Origin of the sequence: Streptomyces sp. NPDC059454 (assembly GCF_042749965.1) — a bacterium.
Classification (GTDB): domain Bacteria; phylum Actinomycetota; class Actinomycetes; order Streptomycetales; family Streptomycetaceae; genus Streptomyces.
Genome location: NZ_JBHYVC010000073.1, coordinates 1 through 23,725, shown reverse-complemented (window position 1 = coordinate 23,725; position 23,725 = coordinate 1). Strand labels below are relative to the sequence as shown.

General features: G+C 72.5%; 24 protein-coding genes and 1 tRNA gene. 11 read left to right on the top strand and 14 right to left on the bottom strand.

Features of this window, described 5'->3' with window-relative positions; all coding sequences use genetic code 11:
* Positions 1 to 34: 34 nt before the first annotated feature.
* Positions 35 to 823 (bottom strand): DedA family protein, encoded by a 789-nt coding sequence (locus ACFXAE_RS31855; protein ID WP_384721685.1) that lies wholly within the window; start codon positions 821 to 823, stop codon positions 35 to 37.
* 131 nt (positions 824 to 954) lie between these two features.
* Between ACFXAE_RS31855 and ACFXAE_RS31850 the strand changes: the two genes are divergently transcribed.
* Positions 955 to 2,097: a sensor histidine kinase gene (locus ACFXAE_RS31850; protein WP_384721682.1), complete on the top strand. Its 1,143-nt coding sequence runs from the start codon at positions 955 to 957 to the stop codon at positions 2,095 to 2,097.
* A complete protein-coding gene (locus ACFXAE_RS31845) occupies positions 2,088 to 2,732 on the top strand; it encodes a response regulator (RefSeq protein ID WP_384721678.1) in 645 nt (214 codons plus the stop codon). The genes ACFXAE_RS31850 and ACFXAE_RS31845 overlap by 10 nt, the downstream gene beginning before the upstream one ends.
* Positions 2,733 to 2,760: 28 nt before the next feature.
* On the opposite strand, the gene ACFXAE_RS31840 is transcribed toward ACFXAE_RS31845, so the two are convergent.
* From ACFXAE_RS31840 to ACFXAE_RS31830, 3 genes are all read right to left on the bottom strand, one after another.
* Entirely contained in the window at positions 2,761 to 2,976 is a 216-nt protein-coding gene (locus tag ACFXAE_RS31840) for a zinc ribbon domain-containing protein (RefSeq protein WP_073935763.1), read from the bottom strand.
* A gap of 37 nt (positions 2,977 to 3,013) precedes the next feature.
* A complete protein-coding gene (locus tag ACFXAE_RS31835; RefSeq protein WP_384721674.1) occupies positions 3,014 to 4,462 on the bottom strand; it encodes a hypothetical protein in 1,449 nt (482 codons plus the stop codon).
* Between the two features lie 74 nt (positions 4,463 to 4,536).
* On the bottom strand, positions 4,537 to 5,352 hold the full coding sequence (locus tag ACFXAE_RS31830; protein ID WP_384721671.1) for a hypothetical protein: 816 nt from the start codon (positions 5,350 to 5,352) through the stop codon (positions 4,537 to 4,539).
* 232 nt (positions 5,353 to 5,584) lie between these two features.
* On the opposite strand from ACFXAE_RS31830, the gene ACFXAE_RS31825 reads away from it, so the two are divergent.
* Positions 5,585 to 5,656: transfer RNA gene (locus ACFXAE_RS31825), tRNA-Val, on the top strand.
* 89 nt (positions 5,657 to 5,745) lie between these two features.
* Here the strand turns inward: ACFXAE_RS31825 and ACFXAE_RS31820 are convergent.
* Positions 5,746 to 6,087: a hypothetical protein gene (locus ACFXAE_RS31820; RefSeq protein ID WP_384721668.1), complete on the bottom strand. Its 342-nt coding sequence runs from the start codon at positions 6,085 to 6,087 to the stop codon at positions 5,746 to 5,748.
* 67 nt (positions 6,088 to 6,154) lie between these two features.
* Here ACFXAE_RS31820 and ACFXAE_RS31815 point away from each other — a divergent pair, with 67 nt between their 5' ends.
* Positions 6,155 to 6,400 carry a DUF2277 domain-containing protein gene (locus ACFXAE_RS31815; protein ID WP_384721665.1) on the top strand — a complete coding sequence of 82 codons (246 nt, stop codon included), beginning with the start codon at positions 6,155 to 6,157 and terminating at the stop codon, positions 6,398 to 6,400.
* 304 nt (positions 6,401 to 6,704) lie between these two features.
* Here the strand turns inward: ACFXAE_RS31815 and ACFXAE_RS31810 are convergent, their stop codons facing one another.
* From ACFXAE_RS31810 to ACFXAE_RS31795, 4 genes are all read right to left on the bottom strand, one after another.
* Positions 6,705 to 7,307, bottom strand: a complete 603-nt coding sequence (locus tag ACFXAE_RS31810) for a DedA family protein (protein WP_384721662.1) — start codon at positions 7,305 to 7,307, stop codon at positions 6,705 to 6,707.
* 317 nt (positions 7,308 to 7,624) lie between these two features.
* Complete coding sequence (locus ACFXAE_RS31805) at positions 7,625 to 8,077, bottom strand: DoxX family protein (protein ID WP_384721659.1); 453 nt, start codon at positions 8,075 to 8,077, stop codon at positions 7,625 to 7,627.
* 239 nt (positions 8,078 to 8,316) lie between these two features.
* Entirely contained in the window at positions 8,317 to 9,966 is a 1,650-nt protein-coding gene (locus ACFXAE_RS31800; RefSeq protein ID WP_384721656.1) for an alkaline phosphatase D family protein, read from the bottom strand.
* Positions 9,967 to 10,056: 90 nt separating this feature from the next.
* Positions 10,057 to 10,701, bottom strand: a complete 645-nt coding sequence (locus tag ACFXAE_RS31795) for an HNH endonuclease family protein (protein ID WP_384721653.1) — start codon at positions 10,699 to 10,701, stop codon at positions 10,057 to 10,059.
* Between the two features lie 407 nt (positions 10,702 to 11,108).
* On the opposite strand from ACFXAE_RS31795, the gene ACFXAE_RS31790 reads away from it, so the two are divergent.
* Together ACFXAE_RS31790 and ACFXAE_RS31785 are read left to right on the top strand one after the other, a co-directional pair.
* Complete coding sequence (locus ACFXAE_RS31790; protein WP_384721650.1) at positions 11,109 to 11,690, top strand: TMEM165/GDT1 family protein; 582 nt, start codon at positions 11,109 to 11,111, stop codon at positions 11,688 to 11,690.
* 203 nt (positions 11,691 to 11,893) lie between these two features.
* Positions 11,894 to 12,556 (top strand): HAD-IA family hydrolase, encoded by a 663-nt coding sequence (locus ACFXAE_RS31785; RefSeq protein WP_384721647.1) that lies wholly within the window; start codon positions 11,894 to 11,896, stop codon positions 12,554 to 12,556.
* 167 nt (positions 12,557 to 12,723) lie between these two features.
* On the opposite strand, the gene ACFXAE_RS31780 is transcribed toward ACFXAE_RS31785, so the two are convergent.
* Positions 12,724 to 13,800 carry a peptidoglycan-binding protein gene (locus ACFXAE_RS31780; RefSeq protein ID WP_384721644.1) on the bottom strand — a complete coding sequence of 359 codons (1,077 nt, stop codon included), beginning with the start codon at positions 13,798 to 13,800 and terminating at the stop codon, positions 12,724 to 12,726.
* A gap of 161 nt (positions 13,801 to 13,961) precedes the next feature.
* Here ACFXAE_RS31780 and ACFXAE_RS31775 point away from each other — a divergent pair, with 161 nt between their 5' ends.
* Positions 13,962 to 16,079 carry an MDR family MFS transporter gene (locus ACFXAE_RS31775; protein WP_384721641.1) on the top strand — a complete coding sequence of 706 codons (2,118 nt, stop codon included), beginning with the start codon at positions 13,962 to 13,964 and terminating at the stop codon, positions 16,077 to 16,079.
* 10 nt (positions 16,080 to 16,089) lie between these two features.
* Here the strand turns inward: ACFXAE_RS31775 and ACFXAE_RS31770 are convergent, their stop codons facing one another.
* A complete protein-coding gene (locus ACFXAE_RS31770; protein WP_384721638.1) occupies positions 16,090 to 16,581 on the bottom strand; it encodes a GNAT family N-acetyltransferase in 492 nt (163 codons plus the stop codon).
* A 159-nt stretch (positions 16,582 to 16,740) separates the two neighbouring features.
* Here ACFXAE_RS31770 and ACFXAE_RS31765 point away from each other — a divergent pair, with 159 nt between their 5' ends.
* Together ACFXAE_RS31765 and ACFXAE_RS31760 are read left to right on the top strand one after the other, a co-directional pair.
* Positions 16,741 to 17,412: a hypothetical protein gene (locus tag ACFXAE_RS31765; RefSeq protein WP_384721635.1), complete on the top strand. Its 672-nt coding sequence runs from the start codon at positions 16,741 to 16,743 to the stop codon at positions 17,410 to 17,412.
* A 3-nt stretch (positions 17,413 to 17,415) separates the two neighbouring features.
* Positions 17,416 to 18,024, top strand: a complete 609-nt coding sequence (locus ACFXAE_RS31760; RefSeq protein WP_384721632.1) for a hypothetical protein — start codon at positions 17,416 to 17,418, stop codon at positions 18,022 to 18,024.
* Here ACFXAE_RS31760 and ACFXAE_RS31755 read toward each other — a convergent pair.
* The gene (locus ACFXAE_RS31755; RefSeq protein WP_384721629.1) at positions 18,013 to 18,444 is read right to left on the bottom strand and encodes a DUF1992 domain-containing protein; all 432 of its coding nucleotides are present in this window, start codon (positions 18,442 to 18,444) and stop codon (positions 18,013 to 18,015) included. The genes ACFXAE_RS31760 and ACFXAE_RS31755 overlap by 12 nt on opposite strands.
* A 101-nt stretch (positions 18,445 to 18,545) precedes the next feature.
* Between ACFXAE_RS31755 and ACFXAE_RS31750 the strand changes: the two genes are divergently transcribed.
* Positions 18,546 to 18,938: a hypothetical protein gene (locus ACFXAE_RS31750; protein ID WP_384721626.1), complete on the top strand. Its 393-nt coding sequence runs from the start codon at positions 18,546 to 18,548 to the stop codon at positions 18,936 to 18,938.
* Positions 18,939 to 18,993: 55 nt separating this feature from the next.
* Here ACFXAE_RS31750 and ACFXAE_RS31745 read toward each other — a convergent pair whose 3' ends face one another.
* Together ACFXAE_RS31745 and proP are read right to left on the bottom strand one after the other, a co-directional pair.
* Positions 18,994 to 19,671 carry an O-methyltransferase gene (locus ACFXAE_RS31745; protein ID WP_384721623.1) on the bottom strand — a complete coding sequence of 226 codons (678 nt, stop codon included), beginning with the start codon at positions 19,669 to 19,671 and terminating at the stop codon, positions 18,994 to 18,996.
* A 78-nt stretch (positions 19,672 to 19,749) separates the two neighbouring features.
* Positions 19,750 to 21,165: a glycine betaine/L-proline transporter ProP gene (gene proP, locus ACFXAE_RS31740; protein ID WP_384721620.1), complete on the bottom strand. Its 1,416-nt coding sequence runs from the start codon at positions 21,163 to 21,165 to the stop codon at positions 19,750 to 19,752.
* 393 nt (positions 21,166 to 21,558) lie between these two features.
* Here proP and ACFXAE_RS31735 point away from each other — a divergent pair, with 393 nt between their 5' ends.
* Positions 21,559 to 23,613 (top strand): bifunctional glycosyltransferase 87/phosphatase PAP2 family protein, encoded by a 2,055-nt coding sequence (locus ACFXAE_RS31735; RefSeq protein ID WP_384721617.1) that lies wholly within the window; start codon positions 21,559 to 21,561, stop codon positions 23,611 to 23,613.
* The last annotated feature ends 112 nt before the right edge of the window (positions 23,614 to 23,725 follow it).

The following is a 23,725-nucleotide window of genomic DNA, read 5'->3' as shown; positions in this document are numbered from 1 at the left end:
GGCCGTACGACCGGAAGGCCGTGCGGCCGGGGCGTCAGCGGTGGCGGCGCAGGCTCATCGTGTCGGCGGAGTCGTACCCGTGGACGGGTGCGCTTCCGTCGAGGTGATCGGCACCGGCGGCGGGGTGCGACGGGCGTATGTGATCCGTGCCCGCCCGCCCGTCCCGCCGCCGGCGGCCGTCGCCCGAGCGCAGCAGCCGCAGGACCACGAACGCCAGCAACGCCAGCGCGGCCACGCCGAGGACCACCTTCGAGTACGCCGAGACGATGGTCGACACCTGCTCCCAGTTGTCCCCCAGCGCATACCCCGCGAGCACGAACGCGGTGTTCCAGATCGCGCTGCCCAGCGTGGTCAGTCCCAGGAACAGCGGCAGACGCATGCGCTCCACGCCGGCCGGCACCGATATGAAACTCCGGAAGAGCGGAACCATCCGGCCGAAGAACACCGCCTTCGGCCCGTGCCGCAGGAACCACGCCTCCGTCTTCTCGATGTCCGCGACCTTCACCAGCGGCAGCCGCCCCGCTATCGCCACCGTCCGGTCCCTGCCGAGCAGCGCGCCCACCCCGTACAGCGCGAGCGCGCCGACCACCGAGCCGGCGGTGGTCCACAGCAGTACGGCGAGCAGACCCATCCGCCCACTGCTCGCGGCGAACCCCGCCAGCGGCAGGATCACCTCACTGGGTATGGGAGGGAAGAGATTCTCCAGCGCGATGGCGAGGCCGGCCCCGGGGGCGCCCATGGCGTCCATGAGGTCGTTGACCCACTGCGGTCCGGCACTCCCGTCCGAAGCCGCTGTGATCGTGTGCGCTGCGATGGCTGTCATGCCTGCCACGCTAGAAAACCGGAGCTGAAGAAAGGCTGAGGAAAGCCGCACGATGCGCTGCGGTGATCCACAGCCGCAATTGCGGTTTTCCGCAGTGTGCCCCCATGCCGTGTCCGACTAGCCTCGCGATCATGCGAGACATGGTGCGGCGCGTGGTGCGGTGCGCGGTGGGGCTGATGTGGGGCGCCGCCGCGGCCGTCGTCGAGCTGCTCTGCACAGTCCTGGCCGGCCTGCTCCTCCTGCTCGTCGTGGCCTGGCCGCGCGGCCGTCGCGCCGTGCTCCGCCCGGTCCTCGCGGGCGCGCGAGGACTGACGGAACTGAACCGCACCCGGCTGCGGACATGGCTGAGGACGCGCACCTCACCCGCGTACGAGGACACGCAGGCCCTGGGATACCTGGCCTGCCGCTGGACCCTGGGCGTGCTGGGCGCGGTGGTGATGCTCTCGGTGGCGATCGGCCTCGGGTACGGCACGTCGTGGATGTACCTCTGGCTGCTGGTCGACGACATACGCACCCCCGGAGCGGTCGCCCTCACCTCCCTCGGAGGGCTCTTCCTACTCTTCCTCGCCGTCCAGGGGATAGTCGGCGTGGCCGAACTGGAGGGGAAGCTGGCCCGCCGCCTGCTCGGGCCCCGCCACCAGGACGCGTTGGAGCGGCGCATCGCCGAACTGTCCGCGAGCCGCGCGGCCGTGGTCGACGCGGTGAACGACGAGCGGCGGCGCATCGAGCGGGACCTGCACGACGGAGTGCAGCAGCGTCTGGTCGCGCTCGGCATGCTGCTCGGCCGAGCCCTGCGCAGCGAGGACCCGGCCCACTCGGGCCGGCTGCTGCGACAGGCCCACGAGGAGAGCCGGTACGCCCTGGACGACCTGCGCGAGGTGGCGTGGCGGATCTACCCCACCACACTGGACGAGGCAGGGCTGCGGGCGGCGCTGGAGACGGTCGCCGAGCGGGCCTCCGTCCCGGTACGGGTGGAGTACGGGCTCACCGGGGAGCCCGAGCGGGCAGTGGGGACCGTCGTCTACTTCGTCGTCTGCGAGGCCGTCACCAACGCGGTGAAGCACGCGACGCCGACCCGGATAGTGGTCGAGGTCGGATCGAGGGAAGGAGCGTTGTACGTGAGTGTCGAGGACGACGGCCAAGGCGGTGCGAACGCGACGGGCAGCGGACTGTTCGGGCTGGCCCGGCGCGTCGCCGCGCTCGACGGGCATCTGGAGGTGCGCAGTCCGCCGGGCGGACCGACCCTGGTGACCGCGGAGCTGCCATGCGCCTGATCCTGGCCGAGGACTCCACCCTGCTCAGAGAGGGCCTGGTGCGGCTGCTGGCGGAGGAGGGACATCAGGTGCTGGCCGCCGTCGGCAACGCGGAACTGCTGCTGCGGGCGGTCGCCGAGGACCCGCCGGACGTGGTGGTCGCCGATGTGCGGATGCCGCCCACGCACACCGACGAGGGACTGCGCGCGGCCCTGGAGATCCGCCGGCGCTGGCCGTCCGTGGGGGTGCTGGTGCTCTCGCAGTACGTGGAGAAGCGGTACGCGACCGAGCTGCTGACCGGTGAGTCGGAAGGAGTCGGCTATCTGCTCAAGGACCGTGTCGTCCAGGTCGACGAGTTCCTGGACGCCCTGGAGCGGGTGGCGCAGGGACGCGCCGCCTTCGACCCGGAGGTCGTACGGCAGCTGCTCGGCCGCACGACGCACACCGACCCGCTCGCCCGTCTCACCGCGCGGGAGCAGGCGGTGCTGGCCGAGATGGCGCAGGGGCACACCAACGCCGCCATCGCAGGGCGGCTGCACATCTCGCAGAGCGCGGTGGAGAAACACACCAACGCGATCTTCGACAAGCTCGGACTGACAGGGGGTGAGGGCTATTCACGCAGGGTGCTCGCGGTGCTGCGCTACCTCGGCAGCTGACGTCCGGCCCGGTGGCCTCCGGCGGCGGTCAGCCGCAGCAGCCGCCACCGCAGCAGCCGCCGCCACCACCGCCCGCGCGGGGAGCCGGGGCCGCGGCGGTACCGGCCACCGCGACCGTGGAGAGGAGCTTGACCGTGTCGTCGTGACCCGCCGGGCAGGCCGCGGGCGCGGAGGACTCCGCCATGGGGCGGCTCAGTTCGAAGGTGTCGCCGCAGGTCCGGCAGCGGTACTCGTAGCGAGGCATGAGCACAGGTTAACCGGCTCGGCCGGTCCCGTGACGGTCAGTGGGCGGCGCTGCCGCGTTCCTCCCGGATCTGGGCCACCACACGGCTCACCGTCGCCCGTACCTCCTCCGTCTCCGTCAGGAAGTGCCAGTAGTCGGGATGGCGGCCCTCCAGTCCGGCGACGGCTCGCTCCAGACGGGCCACGGCGTCGTCCAGAGGGCGGGCGTGGCGCGGGTCGGGGGTGTTGCGGCCGGCCATGGCCAGACGCTGGGCGTCCCGGATGGCGAAGCGGGTGCGTTCGATCTCCTGCCCGGGGTCCTTCTGCACCGCGTTCAGCCGCCGCAACCGGTCACCGGCGGCCGACACCGCCTCGTCGGTCGTGTTCAGCAGCGCCCGCGCCGTCGACAGCAGGGCGGTGGCATCCGCCCAGCGCTGCTCCTCGCGGGCCGCCCGGGCCTCGGCGAGTCTCGCTTCCGCCTGGCCCACGTTCTCCGAAGCGACGTCGGGGACGTGCTGCAGGTCCTGCCAGCAGGCGGCGGTGAAGCGCCGGCGCAGTTCGCTGAGGACCGGTTCGACTTGTTCGGAGCGGGTGGTGAGGGCCTGGGCGCGGGTGCGCAGGGAGACCAGCCGGTGGTCGATCTCGGCGGCCCGTTCCGGCAGCCGTTCGGCTTCGACGCGGACCGCCTCGGCCTCGCGAGTGATCCGTTCGGCCCGCTCCAGGGTCCCCGGCACGCCGTGTTGCCCCGCGCCCTGGTTCAGCTTGGTCAGTTCCGGGGAGAGCGCGGCGAGCCGGGCGGCGAGGTCGTCGGCCTTCAGGCCCGTTCCGCGTGCGGTGTCGAGGGCGTTCGAGGCGGCGAGCAGCGTCTGCCGGGCGCGTTCGACGGAGGGCGCGAGCCGGGCGAGCTGGGTCTCGGCCTTGCCGAGGAGGGAGCCGAGCCCGTCGGTGAACCGGTCCAGCTCCTGCTTGACCCGGCCGAGCTCGTCCTTGGCAGCGGTCAGCCGGTCGCGGGCCTGGGAGGCGGCCGAGGCCTCCAAGTCGTCGCGGTCCAGGTCATGGGCGTCGACGGCGCTGATGTACTGGTGGCTGGCCTCGTCGATGCGCCGGCCGAGCGCCTCGAAGTCGGCGACGGCGCGGCGGGCGGCGGGCGAGGCGTCGACAGCGGTGATCGTCTCGATGGAGATCCGCAGGTCGCGCTGGGCGGTGTCGAGTTCGTAGAAGGCGGCCGCCGCCGCGTCCTTGGCGGCCTGCGCCTCGGCCCTCTGGTTCTCGGCCCGCCCACCGAACCAGCGCCGCGTCCCGCCCCCGGCGAACGCGGCGGGCAGCACCAGTGCCGCGACCAGCGGCAGCCCCACGAGGGCGAGCACGTCCCGCAGGCCGCCGGGGGCCCGGCGGACACCCGGCCGAGGAGGAAGAGGAGGAAGAGGAGGAAGAGGAGGTACGGCACGACGCATGCGAGGCACGCGTGGCTCCGACGGCGAGTGCGGCTGCGCTGGTGTCGCCGTCACATCCCTCTCCCGTACTGTCGTTCGCCCTGCCCGATGTCATTCTCCCACCGGTAGAGGACGAAGACACGGGTCGGTCAGTTCGCCGTGCGGACGGTGAGTTTGCCGTCGCCGGTGCGCGCGGTCACCACATGGGAGCTGGAGTCGTCACGGGGCACGGACACGTCCTCGGCGCCGTCACCGGTCTCGGTGTCCACGCGGTAGGAGGCCCGCGGCAGGTCGATCGTCAGGGAGCCGTCGCCGCTGCGGGAGTCCACCAGGTCGGGTACGGCGGCCAGTTCGAGGCGGACCGAGCCGTCACCGCTGTGGGTGCGCACCGTACGGGAGGAGACCTCCGCGCGCACGGACCCGTCACCGGTGCGAAGCTCCAGCGGCCCGGTGGAGTCCGTGACATGAACCGAACCGTCCGTCGTGCGGATGCTCAGCGCGTCGCGGAAGCCCCGCGCCCGCACGCTGCCGTCCTCCTCCTCGACCTTGACGGAGACTCCGCGGGGCACCTCGACGCGGTGCCTGGTGGAGCAGTTGGCGACGACCCCGGAGCACTTCTCCCGCAGCACCAGCCGGTCGCCGTCCATGGACCAGGTGACCTTCGGGTCCGAGCCGATGGCGACGCTGCCCTGGAACCATCGGGTGACCTCGACCTTGCCGGGGGCGTTCTCGTCCGAGGCGACGAGCTCGAGGGCGGATTCGTCGGAGTCGATGGTGAGGGTCCTGCCGGGCAGGTCGAAGGACCGGCGGTCGGGCTCGTCGTCGTCGGCGGCCGACGCACCGCAGGCGCTCATGCCCGCGACGATCACCACGGCGGCCCCGGCGAGGGCGAGGGTGCGTGTCCACGCGGCACGGGCGCCGGAGGCGGAGCCGACGGTCCGGGCGGTACGGGTGGTACGGGTCATGACGGTCTCCCCCTGGGCGGACGGTGGCGCTCTCCGGCGGTGTCCGAGCGCTCTTCGACCGTACGGACCGGGGACCCGCCGGGGGATCCGGGCGGCTGGCGGATCCGAGGTGGGGATATCCCCCGGTGTCCCCGGCAGGTGATCCCCGGCGGGGGGTGCGAACGGGTTTGCCGGACCGTGCCCTGGGCCATGTAGGCTGTCGACTCGACCTGGGCGCACGGGCCCGGGTCCCGGGTGCGTAGCTCAGGGGTAGAGCGCCTGCCTTACAAGCAGGATGTCGGCGGTTCGAAACCGTCCGCGCCCACCGGGACACAGGGCCTCCGGAGTTGCTCCGGGGGCCCCTGTCGTTGTGCCTCCGTGTCCCCTCGTCCCGCCGCCCTCGTCCTTGCGGCCCTACGCGGACTCTTCCGCGTCCTCGTGGGTGTGTTTCAGCCGGGAACGGGCGTGCATGCGGTCGGCGCCGGTGAGTTCGGCCCAGTGGCGGTGGGTGCTGACGAACACCGCGAGCTCGTGCTCCCGCTGCCGGAGCTTCTCCACCTCGGCCTGTTCGTCGGCGGTCCAGCCGGGTGAGGCGGGGCGCTCGATCTTGCGCCAGCCGTTGTCGTCGCTGAACCCGTCGAGGGGTTCGACCGACCAGGGAAGCCGCTTCAGCAGGGCCGACAACTCGGCCCGGACCTGGTGCAGTTCCTCCTGACCGGCGAGGAGGTCACTCGGAAAGTCATAGGTCGCAGCCACGCCCCAATGATACGCCTGTTCGATTTTGGGTGGCGAGTTGCCGAGGGGGCGCGTCAGACTGGGGGGCATGTGCCGGAGTATCAAGACCCTGCGTCCGCCCGTGCAGCCCGAGGAGGCCACGGAAGAGGAGATCCGGGCCGCCGCCCTGCAGTACGTGAGGAAGGTGTCCGGCTTCCGCGCGCCGGCCGCCCACAACCGCGAGGTGTTCGACCGGGCGGTGGAGGCGATCGCCGAGGCGACGGCCGAGTTGCTGGACGGACTGGAGGTGCGCGGAGGCGCGGCGCGGCGGGCGGCGGGGCGGGCGGCGGGATAGGCCCACCTGGAGCCGGAGCCGGAGCCGGAGCCGGAGCCGGAGCCGGAGTCCGGAGTCCGGAAGCCGGAGCCGGTGTGGGAGCTGGGCGGGGTGTTGCGCAGCCCGGCGTTTGCGGGATGCCTCCCCCACTCTCGGCTTCCCCCCACTCTCGGCTTCGCTCGAGCGGGAGGGACCCCGTGAGCGGGAGGGACCCCGTGAGCGGGAGGGACCCGCATCGCCCGTCCGTGTCGCCCTGGGGGTACCTCCCAGGCCCTTGAGGCACGGGGGGAGGCGCGCCGATTGCCCGCAGTTCGGCCCGGAGGCGCTACGAAGTCTCCGAAGGCCGCGGCCGCCGGCGCATCAGGTATCCCGCCCCCGCCCCCGCCGCGAACAGCGCGCCCACCGACACCGCCGTGGCCAGCCAGGTCGCGCCCAGCCAGTGGGCGCCGAAGTAGCCGAGGGCCACGCTGTACGCGGCCCAGGACAGCCCCGCCAGGGCGGACCAGGGGAGGAAGTCGCGGGCGCGGTGGCGTGCGGCACCGGCGCCGAGGGAGACCACCGAGCGCCCGGCCGGGGCGAAGCGGGCGAGGACGACCAGGGCGCCGCCGCCCCGGACGAGCGCCGAGCCGAGACGTTCCTGCGCGCTCTTGAGCCGCCGCGAACGGGCGATCGCCCGGTCCAGACGGGCGCCGCCGCGCCAGGCGAGGCGGTAGGCCACCAGGTCACCCAGGACGGAGGCGGTGGCGGCGCACAGTGTCAGCACCAGGATGTCGGGTACGTCGGTCGCCGTGCCGGCGGCCGCCGCCGTGGCCGCGGTGATCACCAGGACCCCGCTGGGCAGGACCGGGAGGAACACGTCGAGCAGGACCGAGAGGGCCACCACCGCATAGATCCATGGGCTGCCGACCAGCGACCCCAGACTCTCCACCCGAACTCCCCGTGGCTCCCCCGCGGGCCGCGCCGTGCCGCGCTGACGCGGGGGAGCGGCAGGGGTGGCAGGAGTGGCCGATGACAGCGGTACAGCGTACGCCCGGTGAGTGACAGAAAGGTCACGGGAGGTTCGTGCGCGCGCTGCCCGGTGTTCTCTTTCCCTTTCCCTGAGCAAAGGGGAAGGGTGCCCTCCCCATCGTGCGGGGAGGGCACCCTTGCGCGTGGTGCGGGGAGGGCACCCGTGCGTCGTGCAGGGGGGGACGCCCGTGCGTCGTGCAGGGGAGGACGCCCGTGCGGCCCGGTGGGGAGGACGGGTCAGGCCGTCACCGGGGTCCGTTCCGCCCGCCGTTCGCCGTCCGCCGACGAGCGCCTGGTGAACAGGCGGTCCAGGCCGAAGGCTCCGGAGCCGGTGAACACCAGCAGGAACATGGCCCAGCAGTACATGGCCGCGCCCTCGCCGTTGTTCTCTATCGGCCACAGGGCCTGGGGCTGGTGGACCTTGAAGTACGCGTAGGCCATCGCGCCGGACGAGACGAACGCGGCGGCGCGGGTGCCGAGGCCGAGCAGGACCAGGGTGCCGCCGACGAGTTCGATCAGGGCCGCGTACCAGCCCGGCCAGGCGCCGGTCTCGACGGTGCCGCCGTTGCCGTCCGCGCCGCCGAGCAGGCCGAGCAGGGAAACGGCGCCGTGGCAGGCGAAGAGCAGTCCGACGACGATGCGGAACATGCCCAGGGCATATGGCTGGGCGTTGTTGAGGCGTTCGGTCATGTGGGGGGTCTCCTTCGGTCAAGCCGGCCCCGGCGGGGCCGGTCCGGGGGACGGAACCGAGTCGACCACCCACGTTAGGTGTCCCTAACTCATACTTGCAAGTTCAACATTTGGCCACGGGTTTGCCCCCGCCCGGCTGTTCCGGCGCCCGCTCCCGCCGGTCAATACGGTGTACACCCCGCCGTCATGACCCACGACGTGACCGAATTCGCACCACGGTGCACAGCAGACTCACAGGTTCACCGGCTCAGCCGGGTCTCCGTCACGCTCCTGAGCCGTGTCCCGGACTCCTCCGACTGCGCGTGCTCCAGCCGCAGCACCGCCGAACGCCCCTGTGCCGTCAGCGTCATGAGCTGGTTGCCGAACCAGGGCCCGCCCGTCTTGCGCCAGGTGACCGGCGGCGGGCGGAGACGGCCGTGCCACGCGAACACGCGGCCGAGGAGCCGGGCGGTACCGCCCCAGCCGAAGCGGAACCCGAGCCTGATGGAGAGCGGAATGGAGTTGTGGACGGGCGAGCAGGTCAGCTGCACCACCCGGGAGTCCGGCCCCCTGGTTCCGTCCGGCCAGCTCGGCTCGGCGACATAGGCGTGATGCACGTCCCCGGAGAGCACGCACACCGTCGCCGGCGCCTCCGGACCCGTACCGGCCTCGGCGATCAGCTCCGCCAGCTCGCCGAACGACTCCGGGAAGGCCGGCCAGTGCTCCAGATCCGCCGCGCGCCGCAGCTTCTCCGCGAGCCGCGCCCAGCGGGTGCCCTTGTCGCCCCGGCACAGCGCGGAACTCCACGCCTCGACGTCGTGCACCAGGTGGGGCAGCAGCCAGGGCAGGGACGTACCGATGAGCAGGTGGTCGTAGGAGCCGCGTTCGTCGAGGGCCTGTTCGCGCAGCCAGTCGGCCTCGGCCCGGTCGAGCATGGAGCGCCGGCCCTCCTCCAGGACGCGGGCCGCGCGGCTGTCCACCATCAGCAGGCGCACCCGGCCGAAGTCGCGCCGGTAGCTCCAGCGCACGGTGGCCGCGTCGGCCTCGGCCCGGGAGGCGAAGGCGCGCAGCGCCTCGGTGCCGTCGTCGGCCGCCCGGACGGCCGCGTACAGCGGGTCGGCCTCGACCTCGGCGGGGGAGAGGTTGCCCAGGTGCTGGTACACCCAGTACGACATCAGGCCGCTGAGGATCCGCTCCCGCCACCACGACGTGTCACGCATGTCGGCGACCCAGGAGGCGGAGGTGTTCCAGTCGTCGATCACGTCGTGGTCGTCGAAGATCATGCAGGTGGGCACGGTGGACAGCAGCCAGCGCACCTGCGGGTCGAGCCAGGACTCGTAGTAGAGGTGGGTGTACTCCTCGTAGTCCGCCACCTGGCTGCCCGGGGGCTCGTCCAGGTCACGGCGGGCGGCGAGCCACTCGCGCGTGGCGTCGGAGGTCTCGTCGGCGTACACCTGATCACCGAGGAGCAGCAGGACGTCGGGCCGTTCGCCGTCCGGGTCGGCGGCGATGCGTTGCGCCAGGGCGTCCAGGGCGTCCGGGCCGACCGGGTCGGGTTCCCCGGTGGGCGGCGAGGACCAGCGGCAGGAGCCGAACGCGACGCGCGTACGGCCGTCCGGGGCCGGGGTGGGGATGACGGACGGCGGGAACGACGGGAAGGGGTCCTCGGCCGGCGGCCACACCCGGGTGTCGTCCAGGAAGACCTCGTACGGGGTGGCCGTCCCCGGTGTGAGACCGGTGACGTGGACGAGGGCGTAATGGTGCCCCGCGATCCGGAAGGTGCCGGCCGTCCCGCCGGTCCCGTCCGCGCAGCGCACCTCCACGGTGCCCGGACGGCCGGTCTCGACCCAGATGGTCGCGGACGAGCCGTCGATGTACCTCAGCAGTGGTCCGAGCCGCAGTCCGGCCATGGTGACCCCTTCCTCCGTCGCCCCGTACGGTACGCAGCGACGGAGGCCGCCGGGGAGATTCGAGTACCCGGCAATTCGGTCGGTGATTCCTCAGCAGCTCGCGAGGTGGTTCTGCAGGGCGGACTTCTCGGACGGGTCGACCGACAGGCCGTAGTAGTACTTCACCTGGACCCAGGCGCGGACGTAGGTGCAGCGGTAGGCCGTGCGCGACGGCATCCAGGTGGCCGGGTCCTGGTCGCCCTTGGACTGGTTGACGTTGTCGGTGACGGCGAGGAGCTGCGGGCGCGTCAGGTCGTTGGCGAAGGACTGGCGGCGCGAGGTGGTCCAGGAGTCGGCGCCGGAGTCCCAGGCCTCGGCGAGCGGTACGAGGTGGTCGATGTCGACGTCGGAGGCGGCGGACCAGGTGGCGCCGTCGTACGGGGAGTACCAGCTGCCGCTGGTCGAGGCGCAGGAGGAGTCGGTGACGACGCCCGAGCCGTCGCGCTTGAGGACGGTCTCGCGGGTGTTGCAGGTGCCGGACTGCGTGATCCAGTGCGGGAAGAGGTCGCGGTTGTAGCCGGTGCGGTCCTCGGCGGTGACGGTGAGGGTGGAGAGGTAGCTGCGGGCCGTGGAGGCGCTGACGGGGGTGGGGAGGGCGGCGGAGGCGGTCGGTCCGTTGAACAGGCCGACGGAGGCTATGAGTCCGGTGAACGCCGCGACTATGCTGAGCTGTCGACGCGCGTAGAACTTCGACATGGCGAACTCCCTTGTGGGGTGGGGCCGTTGGCGTACGAGCAGGGGAATGCTCGCCACGCCGTGTGACCGGCGGGGGTGGATCCGGTAAGAAGCTAATGACGTGTTCATGACACGTCCATGGTTCGGTTGTGAAACTTCCGCGTACGAGGTCCGGTGCGGGCCTCGCGTATCATGGACGGCGCAGAAGGGGAGTAGCTCTTCGCCGGACCGTCGACATACTGCTCAGCCCGCCTGAGCCGGCGCCCGGAGGCGGACCTCGCGACGCGGGGTCGGCCGGCGAGACCTTCGGCAAGCAGTGCACGCCCGTGCCGTACGGCACGGGTGCCGCGTGTGCTGCCGTGCCGAGGTGTCCCGTGGAAAATCGCGCAGCACTCTCGGTGGGGCAGTCCCGACCGATTGAGGAACCGTTGATCAGCCTGACCGTGACGGCCGTCGTCTTCGGCGTCGTCTTCCTCGCCGAACTGCCGGACAAGACCGCGCTCGCCGGCCTCGTCCTCGGCACCCGCTACCGCGCCTCCTACGTCTTCGCCGGTGTCGCCGCCGCCTTCGCACTCCACGTCGCGCTCGCGGTGGCGGCCGGAAGCGTGCTCACGCTGCTGCCGCAGCAGATCGTGCACGCGCTCACGGGGGTGCTCTTCCTGGGCGGCGCGGCGGTGCTGCTGATGAAGAAGGACGAGGACGAGGAGGAGGTCCGCAAGCCGGAGAACCAGTCCTTCTGGAAGGTCTCCGGGGCCGGATTCATGTTGATCCTGGTCGCCGAGTTCGGTGATCTGACGCAGATCATGACGGCCAACCTCGCCGCCCGCTACGACGACCCGCTCTCCGTCGGCCTGGGTGCGGTGCTCGCGCTGTGGTCGGTGGCCGGACTGGGCATCGTCGGCGGAAAGGCGCTGATGAAGCGGGTCCCGCTCAAGCTGATCACGCAGGTCGCGGCGCTGCTGATGCTGGGCCTGGGTGTGTGGAGCCTGTGGGAGGCGGTCGCCGGGTGACGCCCGCCGCACGGATCCCTCGCGGCGACGGCGGGCCGAAGTGTCGGTGAACGGTCGGCGAAGGCGGTGGCGGGATGCCGGGTTTGTTTTGTACCGTGGATGAACAAAGTGGCTCCCGCCCGTTTCCCCTGACCGGCGGGCGGGGTCACTCTGTTCCCCGGGCCACCACCTGAAGCCCTCACCTCCGCGCCTTGGAGCTGCCGATGACGGCCACCGCCGTACTCACCGCCCGCGCCCTCCTGCTGGACATGGACGGCACCCTCGTCAACTCCGACGCCTCCGTCGAACGCGTCTGGCGGCGCTGGGCCGACCGGAACGGGCTCGACGGCGACGAGGTCATGAAGGTCGTGCACGGACGCCAGGGATACGCGTCGATGGCCCTGCTGCTGCCCGGCCGCCCGATGGAGCAGAACCACGCGGACAACGCCCGCATGCTCGCCGAGGAGACCGCGGACACCGAGGGCGTCGTCGAGATACCGGGCGCCCGCGCGTTCCTCGCCTCCCTGAAGGGGCTTCCGCACGCGCTCGTGACCTCCGCCGACGTCGCCCTGTCGACGGCGCGGATGGCCGCCGCCGGGCTTGAGCGGCCCGACGTGCGGGTGACGGCGGAGTCCGTCGGCGCGAGCAAGCCCGACCCCGAGGGCTTCCTGAAGGGCGCGGCGGAACTGGGCGTCGACCCGGCCGACTGCGTGGTCTTCGAGGACTCCGGCGCGGGCATCGCCGCGGGTCGCGCGGCCGGGATGCGGGTCGTGGGCGTCGGCCCCCGGGCCGGCTTCCACGGCCCGGACGTGGTCGTACGGGATCTGACCCAGGTACGGGTGGAGGCCGCGGCCGACGGCGCGATCCGGCTGCACATCACGGAGTAGGGGAGTGGGCCCGGTCCCCGCGGGGCGCTGTCGGCGCGTCATGGGAGCCGGGTCATGGAGCCGTGAACCGTGACACCTCCACGGAAGGCGTCCTTACGGAAGGCGTCCTCACGGAAGGCGTCACGGTTCGCGGCGGGGGAGCGCCCCGGGGCGTCGGCGCCCGCCCGTCAAGGCTCCTGGGTCTCCGATTCCAGGCGGGCCCGCGTCCGGGGGCCGTACACGCCCAGTTCGTCCTGGAGACCCTGAGACCACTGGTAGTTGCGCAGGGCGTCCTCCACGGGGCGGTTGAACTGGCCGTTGACGTCGTCGTTGTAGAGCCACTTCTCCTTCAGGCGGAGCTGGAGTTCGACGACCTCCGGGCCGCGGTCGCCGCGGCGCAGCACCGGGCCGGTGCCGTCGCCGTCCTCCTCCGTGTCCTCGGCGGAGTCGGCCGGCGCCGTGGTCGTCGGGGTCGAGGACGGTTCGGCGGACTGCGACGGGCTCGCCGAGGTGGCGGACGCCGACGGTGACGGCGAGGCCGACGCGCTCGCGCTCGCCGACGGGGACTCCGGCGACGAGGCGGACGACGACGGCGCGGCGGAGGACGCGCCGGCCGTCGGCTCCGCGGACGGCGAGGCGGACGACGGGTCCGGGACGCTCGCCCTGACGTCCCCCGGCGCCGCGCCGTCCCGGGACGGCGTCTCGTAGGAGAACACTCCGCTCGCCCACCCCGCCGCCCCCACCACGGCGACCACGGCCCCGGCGACCGCGAACAGCGCCCCCCGGCGGCGGCGCGGCGGCGCCTCGTCGGTACCGGCCGGACCGGGTGCGGCGGGGACGGCCGCGAGGGGCCGCGTGGTGTCGAACAGGTGCAGATCGGTGGCGTTCGGCCGGGCCGTTCCGGGTGCCAGCGGCGTCGGGAGGACGGACGTCGGGTCCGCCGCGCCGGTCGCCGCCTCCGGCGGGACGGCGCGCAGGGTCATGGTCTCCTCGGCCGGCCCCGGGGCGCCGGGCTCCGTCGCGGGCGTCTCCGGTGTGCCGGCGGCCTCCGCCGCCCCGTCCGGCGTAGTCGGCCCGGCCCCGCCGTCCAGTTCGACGTACGGCCGTATGCGCAGCGGATCGAAGTCCTCCGCGGCGGCGGCCTCCGCCGTACGGGCGTCGCGAAGGGCGTCGGACGCACGCAGGGTGCAGGCGCACGACGGTGTGTTGTCGCTTTTTCTGGGCGCACCGCACTCCGGGCACGGGTTTCCGTTCGGCTGTTCCACGTGTTCGTCCCTCCCCTCGCGAACTCCAGAGATTATGCAGATCTTCTTCACAGCTCCGTCCGCGCGCCCCCGGAATCTGGAATTCCGGAGGGATTCAACAGGCCATAACAGGTCACACCGATCACGATGGAGGGTGGAACCAGGATTCTGTGGAGGTCTTCATGGCCGGGGACGCGCACCGTACGGCGCCGAAGACGAGCAACGCGAGGCCGGCACCCATCGGTGGACCCCCGGCCCGTGACGCCGGCGCCGGTCCCCCGGCCCGTGACGCCGACGACCGGGAGCACGTGTCCGGGAACGTCCTGGTCTCGATCGGCGCCCTGCTGCTCGGTCTGCTGCTCGCCGCCCTCGACCAGACCATCGTCGCCACCGCGCTGCCCACCATCGTCAGCGAACTGGGCGGCCTGGAGCACCTGTCCTGGGTGGTCACCGCGTATCTCCTCGCCTCGACCGCCGCGACCCCGCTGTGGGGCAAGCTCGGCGACCAGTACGGACGCAAGAGGCTCTTCCAGACCGCCATCGTGATCTTCCTGGTGGGCTCCGCGCTGTGCGGCGCGGCCCAGGACATGTCCCAGCTGATCGCGTTCCGCGCGCTCCAGGGACTGGGCGGCGGCGGGCTGATCGTGCTGTCGATGGCGATCGTCGGCGACCTCGTCCCGCCCCGCGAACGCGGCCGCTACCAGGGCCTGTTCGGGGCGGTGTTCGGCGCGACGAGCGTCCTCGGGCCGCTGCTCGGCGGACTGTTCACCCAGCACCTGAGCTGGCGCTGGGTGTTCTACGTCAACCTGCCCGTCGGGATCGTCGCGCTCGCCGTGATCGCTGCGGTGATGCACATCCCGCGCCGACGGACCAAGCACGTCATCGACTACCTCGGCACCTTCCTCATCGCCTCCGTCGCCACCTGCCTGGTCCTGGTCGCCTCCCTCGGCGGCACCACCTGGGAGTGGGCCTCGCCGCAGATCATCGGACTCGCGGTGCTCGGCGTGCTCCTCGCCGCGGCCTTCGTGACGGTGGAACGGAGGGCCGCCGAGCCGGTGCTGCCGCTGAAGCTGTTCCGGGTGCGCACCTTCACGCTCTCCGCCGTGATCAGCTTCATCATCGGCTTCGCCATGTTCGGCGCGATGACCTACCTGCCGACCTTCCTCCAGGTGGTCCACGGCATCACCCCCACCATGTCCGGCGTGCACATGCTGCCGATGGTGGCCGGCATGCTGCTGTCCTCCACCGGCTCCGGACAGATCGTCAGCCGCACCGGCCGCTGGAAGGTGTTCCCGATCGCGGGCACCGCCGTCACCACCCTCGGACTGCTGCTGCTCCACCAGCTCGACGCGCACAGCTCCACCGCGGTGATGAGCGTCTTCTTCTTCGTCTTCGGCCTCGGACTCGGCCTGGTGATGCAGGTCCTGGTGCTGATCGTGCAGAACGCCGTCCCCTACGAGGATCTCGGCGTCGCCACCTCCGGCGCGACCTTCTTCCGCTCCATCGGCGCCTCGTTCGGCGTCGCCATCTTCGGCACGATCTTCGCGAGCCGCCTCGGTCACGAGCTCACCGACGCCTTCCGGGGGGAGCGGCTCCCGCCCGGCGTCTCCGCCGGCTCCCTGGAGGCCGACCCGCGCGGCATCGCCGCCCTGCCGCCGGCCCTGCGCCCGCCGGCGCTCGACGCGTACGCCACCGCCATCACCGACGTCTTCCTGTACGCCGTACCCGTCGCCCTCCTCGGTTTCGCGCTGGCCTGGTTCCTGAAGGAGGACCGGCTGCGCGCCTCGGTCACCGCGCCCGACGTCACCGAGACGCTCGCCAGCAACCCCGTGGAGCGGTCCTCGCACGACGAGGTGTGCCGCGCGCTGTCGGTGCTCGGTACCCGCGAGGGACGCCGCGAGATCTACCGGAAGATCACCGACCGCGCGGACTACGACCTGCTGCCCGCCACGAGCTGGCTGCTCCTGCGCATCAGGAAGTACGGCTCGGTGGAACCGGCCCTGCTCGCCGAACGCGGCCCCGTCCCGCTGAGCGTCGTCCTCGAGGCCGCCCGGCAGGCCGAGATCCGGCACCTCGCCGTGCGCCGGGGCCTCGACATGGAACTCACCGGCGAAGGGCGCGAGGTGACGGAGCGGCTGGCGCGGGCCCGTGAGGAGTCGCTGGCCGAGCTGCTCGGCGACTGGTGGGGGCCGGACCGCCCGACCGATCTGGTGCAACTGGTGCACGAACTCAACGACGAGCTGTGCGGCTCCCGGGACGAGCGCCCGCACGACGAACGCCCCGTGGCACGGGCCGGCTGACGCGCGCCCCTCAGCCCAGCTCCTTGGCGAACCAGTGCTCCGCGTACGGGTCGGCGTTGTGCGGCTCGGTCTCCGCGTAACCGAGCCGCGCGTACAGCGCCCGGGCCTCGACGAGGTCCCCGCGCGTGTCCAGGACCATCCGGGTGGCGCCCGAGGCACGGGCCGCGTCCTCGGCCGCCCGCACCAGCAGCGCGGCCCCGCCCCTGCCCCGCACGCCCTCGTACAGGAACACCCGGGTCAGTTCGGCGGTCGCACCGGCCCGTAGCCGGACGCCCGCGCTGCCGGCCGGCTCACCCGCGTACCGCGCGACCAGCAGCAGGCCCTCCGGCGGCGCGAGGTCGGCCCCCGACGCGGCGGCGATCTCCCGCTCCAGCTCCTCGGGATCGGTCCGCCGCCCCCGGTGCAGGAGGTACCAGCGGTCGCTGACCTCCGTGTAGTACGCCCGCCACAACGCGGCGGCGACGGGGGAGTCGTACGGTTCCGGGGCTACGGTCCAGGCCATGCCCGCCATTGTCGGAGGACCCCCCGGCGAGCCCGCAAGCGGATAAACCGTGGCGGACCGTGACGGCCCCGAACTGTTTGTGCGTGAACCTTCGGGCAACCCGGAAGACGAACCGGCTCGCGAGGAGCGCCGGCCTGGCCGAGAACCCGGAAGGCATTCATGTCCACTGGTCTGATCATTGCGTTGATCGTGATTGTCGCGGTCGCCGTCGTCGCGGCCGTACTGATGTCGCGCGCCCGCGGCCCGCGACACGGCACCGGTCTGAAGCGGCGCTTCGGACCCGAGTACGACCGTGCCGTCGCCCGGCACGACGGGGACACCAAGGCCGCCGAGCGGGAGCTCACCGAGCGCGTGGAGCGCCACGGCGACCTGCGCGTACGGTCGTTGGAGCCCGCCGAGCGGGAGAGGTACGAGGCGCGCTGGACGGCGGTCCAGGAGCGGTTCGTCGACGCGCCGCGGGAAGCGGTCGCCGAGGCGGACCGGCTGATCGCCGAACTCGCCGCCGCGCGGGGCTTCCCCGCCGACGGGCACTACGAGGACCAGCTCGCCGCACTGTCCGTGCACCACGCCCACCACGTCGAGGGCTACCGGCGTGTGCACCGGGTGGCGCAGGCCGGCGCGAGCGGCGCGCCCGACGGTGGTGCGGGCACCGAGGAGATGCGCGAGGCCCTCGTCGAGGCCCGCGCGCTGTTCGAGGAACTGGCCCGGCCGTCCCGGCACGAGGCCGGACGCCACCACACCGGTGCGGACGGCGACCGTACGTCCCCGGCCGCCGGCCGCGGCCACCGCACGCCGTCGTTGTTCCACCGGCACCAGGCGAAGGAGAGCTGAGCGATGACCGACGCGACCCGCCGCCCCGGCGACGTCCCGCCCGTCGAGGGGCACCGCACCACCTCCGGCCTCCAGAGTGACACCACGGACCCGGACACCCGGGTCTCCGGAACCCGTGAGGAAGCCGGCCGCAACGCCCCGGCCGCCGACGGCGACAGCCCGCTGGTCGCCGCGCACCCGCAGCGGGGCGACACCGCTCCTGTCGGTGGCGGCGCGCATCATGACGGTGACCGGACTCCTGTCGGTGGCGGCGCGCATCATGACGGTGACCGGACTCCTGTCGGTGGCGGCGCCCGCCACGACGGTGACCGGACCCCCGCCGCCCGTCTCCTCCGGCTCGACGACACCGACAAGCTCACGGCGCGGTTGCAGCACGCCGTGGCCGGCTTCGTCGACGCGCCGCGGGACGCCGTGCAGGAGGCCGATCGCGCACTGCAGGAGCTCACCGAGCGCTTCACGGAGGCGGTGACCGAGCGGCGCCGCACCCTGCGGCGGTCCTGGCAGGACGACGGCGTCGGCGAGGACAAGGCCGAGGCGGCGACCGACACCGAGCAACTGCGGCTCGCCCTGCGGGACTACCGCGAGCTGGCGGAACGGCTGCTACACGCCTGAGCCGTCCGCCCCGCCCGTTGCCGCCCGGCGCTCCCGCCACTGCCGTACGACGTCCTCGACGTCGTACGGCTTCTTGCCCAGCGGGGGGCCGGGCGGCGGCTTGAACATCATGTCGCTGATCTTCGCGTTGATCTCCGTGAGGATCTTCCGCACGATCCGCTCCGAGGGCGCCGCGAGGGCCGCCTCCAGCGCGTCCTCGGCCTCCTTGCGCAGGGCCAGCGTCGGCGGCAGCACCGAGAAGCCCTCACGGGCCATCTTCCGCCTGACCCACCACAGTTCGTCGTAGGCGGTCTCGACCTCGCGGGGGAGCGGCTTGCCCACCCCCGCCAGCTGCTCGAACTCGCCGCGCGCCTCGGCGTCCCGGATCTGCCTGTCGACCCAGCTCTCGAAATCGACGCCGGGTGGCTTTCGCTCGGTCATGAGGCCATTGTGCCGGACGCCGTGGAGCCGGGCGTTTTATCATTCGGCGGCAGCCGGGCCGGGCCTCTCCGGTCCGCGAGGACGTCTCAGGAGGAGCCCACGTGCTCGAACTCACCATGGCCGCGGTGTCCGCGGCGGAAGCGGGCGCCACGGCCGGCATGCTGATGGCCGACGCGCCCAGCGAGCCGGGCACCGTGCTGCGGGTGGGCCGGGACAAGTCGCTGTGCCGGCTCTCGACGCCGGACGACTGGCTGTTCGTCTCGCGGGTCCACCTGGAGTTCCAGTGCGCGCCGGACGGGAGCTGGCAGCTGACCTGGCTGCGCGGCTCCCTGCCCGAGCCGTCCTCCGAGGTGCGGCTGACCGTCGGCGAGTACGCCCACCCGGTCACCTACGGCGGCACCGTGGCGCTGCCCCGGGGCGGCAGCGGCGAGGTCGTCATCCAGGACCGCACCGCCCCGCGCAGCGTCAACGTGGGCTTCTACCACGAGGTGTAGGACCACGAGGTGCAGGACCACGAGGTGCAGGACCACGAGGTGCGGAGCACAGGGCTCAGGCCAGCACCCGGGCCAGCGCGAAGCCGTCGTGGTCCTTGGCGCCGACCGTCTGGAGCGCCGTACCGCTCAGCCGGGGGTGGCTGCCGATCAGGTCGAGGGCGGCGCGGGTGCCCAGCACGTCCGGGTCGGTGTTGTCCGGGTCGGCCACCCGGCCGCCGCGCACCACGTTGTCGAGGATGATCAGGCTGCCCGTGCTGGTCAGCCTGAGCGCCCACTCCATGTAGCGCGAGTTGTTCACCTTGTCGGCGTCGATGAAGACCACGTCGAACGGCGGCGGGTTCTCGTCGGCCAGCCGGGGCAGCGACTCCAGCGCCGCGCCCACGCGCACCTCGACCTGCTTGTCGAGTCCCGCGCGGGCGATGTTGCGGACGGCGACCTCGGCGTGCCAGGGGTCGTACTCCAGGGAGATCAGCCGTCCGTCGGCGGGAAGGGCGTGGCCCAGCCAGATGGTGCTGTAGCCGCCGAGCGTGCCGATCTCCAGGATGTGTCTGGCCCCCTGCAGCTGGGCGAGGAGCTGGAGCAGCTTGCCCTGCAGGGGCGAGACGGCGATCGGCGGGAGGCCGGCGGCGTCGCTGTCGCGCAGGGCGGCAGCCAGGGCGTCGTCGGGGGCGTCGGGCAGGAGACGGCCGGTGAAGTAGTCGTCCACCTCGTGCCAGAGCTGCGACTCGCTCATGCACCTGTACCTTCCGTACGGCTGGTCGGCCTGTCCGACTGGTGCCGCTGACGAAGATACGCCGTGCCCCCGCTCCCGTCAGGCGTTCTCCGGGTGTGTCCCGGCCGTCCCGGCCTCCAGCGACGGCGCCGACCCCGGCAGCGGGCGGCCCGCCGACTCGGCCATGCGCCACACCGCGAAACCGCCGATCACGGCCGCCGCCATCATGTAGTAGGCGGGCATCATCATGTCGCCGGTCGCGCCGATCAGGGCCGTGACCACCAACGGGGTGGTGCCGCCGAACAGGGAGACCGAGACGTTGAAGCCGATCGACAGCGAGCCGTAGCGCACCCGGGTCGGGAACAGCGCGGGCAGCGCGGACGGCATGGCGGCGGTGAAGCAGACCAGCAGCAGGCCGAGTGCGCCCATGCCGGCGGCGACCGCGAGCAGACCGCCGTCGCGGATCAGCAGCAGCGCCGGCACCGACAGCACCAGGAACCCGGCGCAGCCGGCCGCGATCACCGGACGGCGGCCGACCCGGTCGGTCAGCGCACCGGCGAACGGCTGGACGATCATCATCAGCACCATCACGCCGAGCACGACGACCAGGCCGTGCGTGGCGTCGTAGCCCAGCTCGCTGGTGAGGTAGCTCGGCATGTACGACAGCAGCATGTAGTCGGTGACGTTGAAGACCAGCACCAGGCCCACGCACAGCAGCAGCGCACGCCACTGGCCGGCCACCATCTCCCGCAGCGGCACCTTCGGGCGCTCGCTCTCGGCCTTGGCGACCTCGGCCGCGAACGCCGGGGTCTCCTCCAGGCGCATCCGCAGATAGAGGCCGATGATGCCCATCGGGCCCGCGATCAGGAACGGGATCCGCCAACCCCAGGACAGCAGGTCCTCGGACGAGAGCAGGGCGGTCATCAGGGTGACCAGGCCCGCGCCGCCGATGTATCCGGCGAGGGTGCCGAACTCCAGCCAGCTGCCGAGGAAGCCGCGCCGCTTGTCGGGGGCGTACTCGGCGATGAAGGTGGACGCGCCGGCGTACTCGCCGCCGGTGGAGAAGCCCTGCACCAGCCGGGCCGCCAGCAACAGGATCGGGGCGCCCACGCCGATCGCGGCGTAGGAGGGGATGAGGCCGATGGCGAAGGTGCCCGCCGCCATCATGATCATCGTGAGGGCGAGGACCTTCTGCCGTCCCACGCGGTCGCCGAGCGGGCCGAAGACCATGCCGCCGAGCGGGCGGACCAGGAAGGCCGCGGCGAAGGCGCCGAACGTGGACAGCAGCTGGGCGGTGGGATCGCCCGAGGGGAAGAAGACCTTGCCCAGGGTGACCGCGATGTAGCTGTAGACACCGAAGTCGAACCACTCCATGGCGTTGCCCAGCGCCGCCGCCTTCACGGCGCGCCGGACGAGCGCGGGGTCGGTGACGGTGGGGACAGAGGTGTGCGCGGCGCCGGACTCCGGCGAGGACTTCCGCGTGGACGGGGGACCGGCGACCGTGGCAGTCGTCAAAACTTCGCTCGCCTACCTTTCGACGGGAACAGGGGCGGGTCCGCGCGGCGGCGCTGTCGGGCGGTCCGAAGAAAACGACGATAGGCGGTGTTGGTCCTGTTACGGGCGGTACGCGAATAGCTGCACATTGCACATGAATGCGGTGTGCGCAGGGGCGCAGCCCCGCGCCGAGGCACCTCGCCCGGTGGCTCGTTGTGACCCTTCTCGCGCCGTCTGCGGGCAACGCGATCTCTCGCGGACTATCGTCATCCGGACAAAAGTGAGAGGGCCGTCAGGTGAAGCCGCGGTTTCCCGCGTCCCTGTCCAGGGGCGGTGCGAGCCTCACAGGGCTCGCGGAGCGAATCCCCCCGCACGGGACGTGCGGGGCGAAACGGGGCGGGAGGCCGACGAGGCGTGGCGAACGCGGAGCACAGTGGGCGACCGGTGGAAGTTCTCGGGGCGACAACGGCCGACGGCCCCCGGACACGGCTGCGCGCCGCGCGCCTGGCCCTGTGGCTGCTGGCCGCCGTCCTCGCCGCGCGCCAGGTCGCCGTCGTCCTCACCACACCGAGCGGGGAACGGCTGACCGCCCTGGAGACCTGGGTGGGCCCCGAGGGCGTCCTGCACGTCAGCGGCTCCCTCTACGACTCCACCCGGTTCACCGGCACCCCCTTCGGCGGGCTCGTCCTCAAACCCCTCACCCACCCCGCCGAACAGGCCCTCGGCTGGGGCTGGACGTTCGGCACCCTGCTGCTGGTCGTCGCCCTCGGACTGATCGCCGCCCGCGCCCTGCCCCAGCCGGTCGGCCGCCGCACCGCGCTCCTCGCCGGGCCCGTCGCCGTCAGCCTGCTCATGCTGTCCCTGCCGGTGCGCAACACCCTCTGGCTCGGCCAGACCAGCATCATCCCGGTCCTGCTCGTCCTGCTGGGCTGCTTCGTCGCCCGCGGCCGGCGCGCCGGCGGCGTCCTCATCGGCGTCGCCGCCGCCCTTCAGCCCACCCTCCTCCTCTTCGCCCCGCTGCTGTGGTTCACCGGCCGCCGCCGGACCGCCGCCGCCGCGGGTATCACCTTCGCCGCGGCCACCGCGCTCGCCTGGGCCGCGATGCCGCACGACTCCCGCACCTACTGGGTGCACCACCTGGCGGGCACCGGCCTCGGCGGCCCCGCCGACGACCTCGCCAACCAGTCCCTGCACGGCGCCCTGCTCCGCCTCGGTTTCGAGGGCCCGCTGGAGATCGGCCTCTTCCTGCTGCTCGGCGCCGCGGTCGTGACCCTCGCCCTGCGCCGCGCGGTGCGCCACGTCCACGACGGCCAGTTACTGCTCGCGGTCGCCGTCACCGGCTGCGCCGCCATCGTCGTCTCCCCCACCGCATGGCAGCACCAACTGCTGTGGGTGCTGCTCACCGCCGTCGGCCGGACCGGCAGACGCGCCCGCGACCGCCTGGTGTGGCCCGTCGCCGTCGTCCTGGTGATGACGCTGCCGGCGAAGATGATGCTGCCGAACATGGCGTTGCTGCACCCGCTGCGCGACAACGTCGTCCTCCTGGCCGCCCTGGCCGCCGCCACCGCGGTCCCCTTCCTCTCCCGCAGCTCGCCGTACTTCCACACGCCGATCCCGACCCCGTACGCTCCACCCGTCCCGAGCCGCTTCGCGTTCGTCCCGCTGCTGCCGTTCCTGCGCCGGGTGCTCATCCGCCCGAACCTCCTGCTCGAGCTCCTGCTGATCCGCGTCACCTACGCCGCGTACTCGAAGGTCCGCCTGGCCGCGAACGGGGGCAGCAACTCGGCGGGCCGCGTCCGCGCCGAGGAGCACGGACAGCAGATCCTCGACCTCGAACGCCTGCTCCACATGGACATCGAGTACGCCGTCAACCACGCCGTGGTGAAGATCGGCTGGCTGCGGGAGTTCTTCGACTTCTACTACACGTCGTTCCACTTCGTCGTCCCGCTGACCGTGCTCGGTCTGCTCTACTGGCGCCGTCCCGTCGACTACCGCTGGGCCCGCGCGAGCCTGGGCTTCGCCACCCTCCTCGCCCTGGTCGGCTTCTGGCTCTACCCGCTCGCCCCGCCCCGCCTCATGCCCGGCCTCGGCATCATCGACACGGTCCACGGTGTCCAGGACTTCTCCCAGCCCGACTACGGCACGCTCACCCACCTCACCAACCAGTACGCCGCGATGCCGTCCCTGCACTTCGGCTGGTCCCTGTGGTGCGGACTGGTGATCGCGCTCATCGCGCCGAAGGCGTGGATGAAGGCGCTGGGCCTGCTGCACCCCCTGTTCACGGCCTCCGCGATCGTCGCCACCGGCAACCACTGGATCCTGGACGCGGCCGGCGGCGCGGTCGTCGTCGGCGCCGGCTTCGGCCTGACGTACCTGTTCCAGGGCCCGCGCGCCCGTACGGCCGTGGCCGCGACCGAGGTCGGCGGCGAGCCGTCGCCCTCGGTGAAGGACCGTACGGGGTTGCAGTGACCGTTGCTGACAGGTGACCGTCGGGCCGCTCGCTTCTTTGTCAGTGTCGTGCTTCCGCGGTCCGCGTCAAGGGCGCTGCGTTCCGCTGCGCTGCACTCCGCGTCGCCTTCGG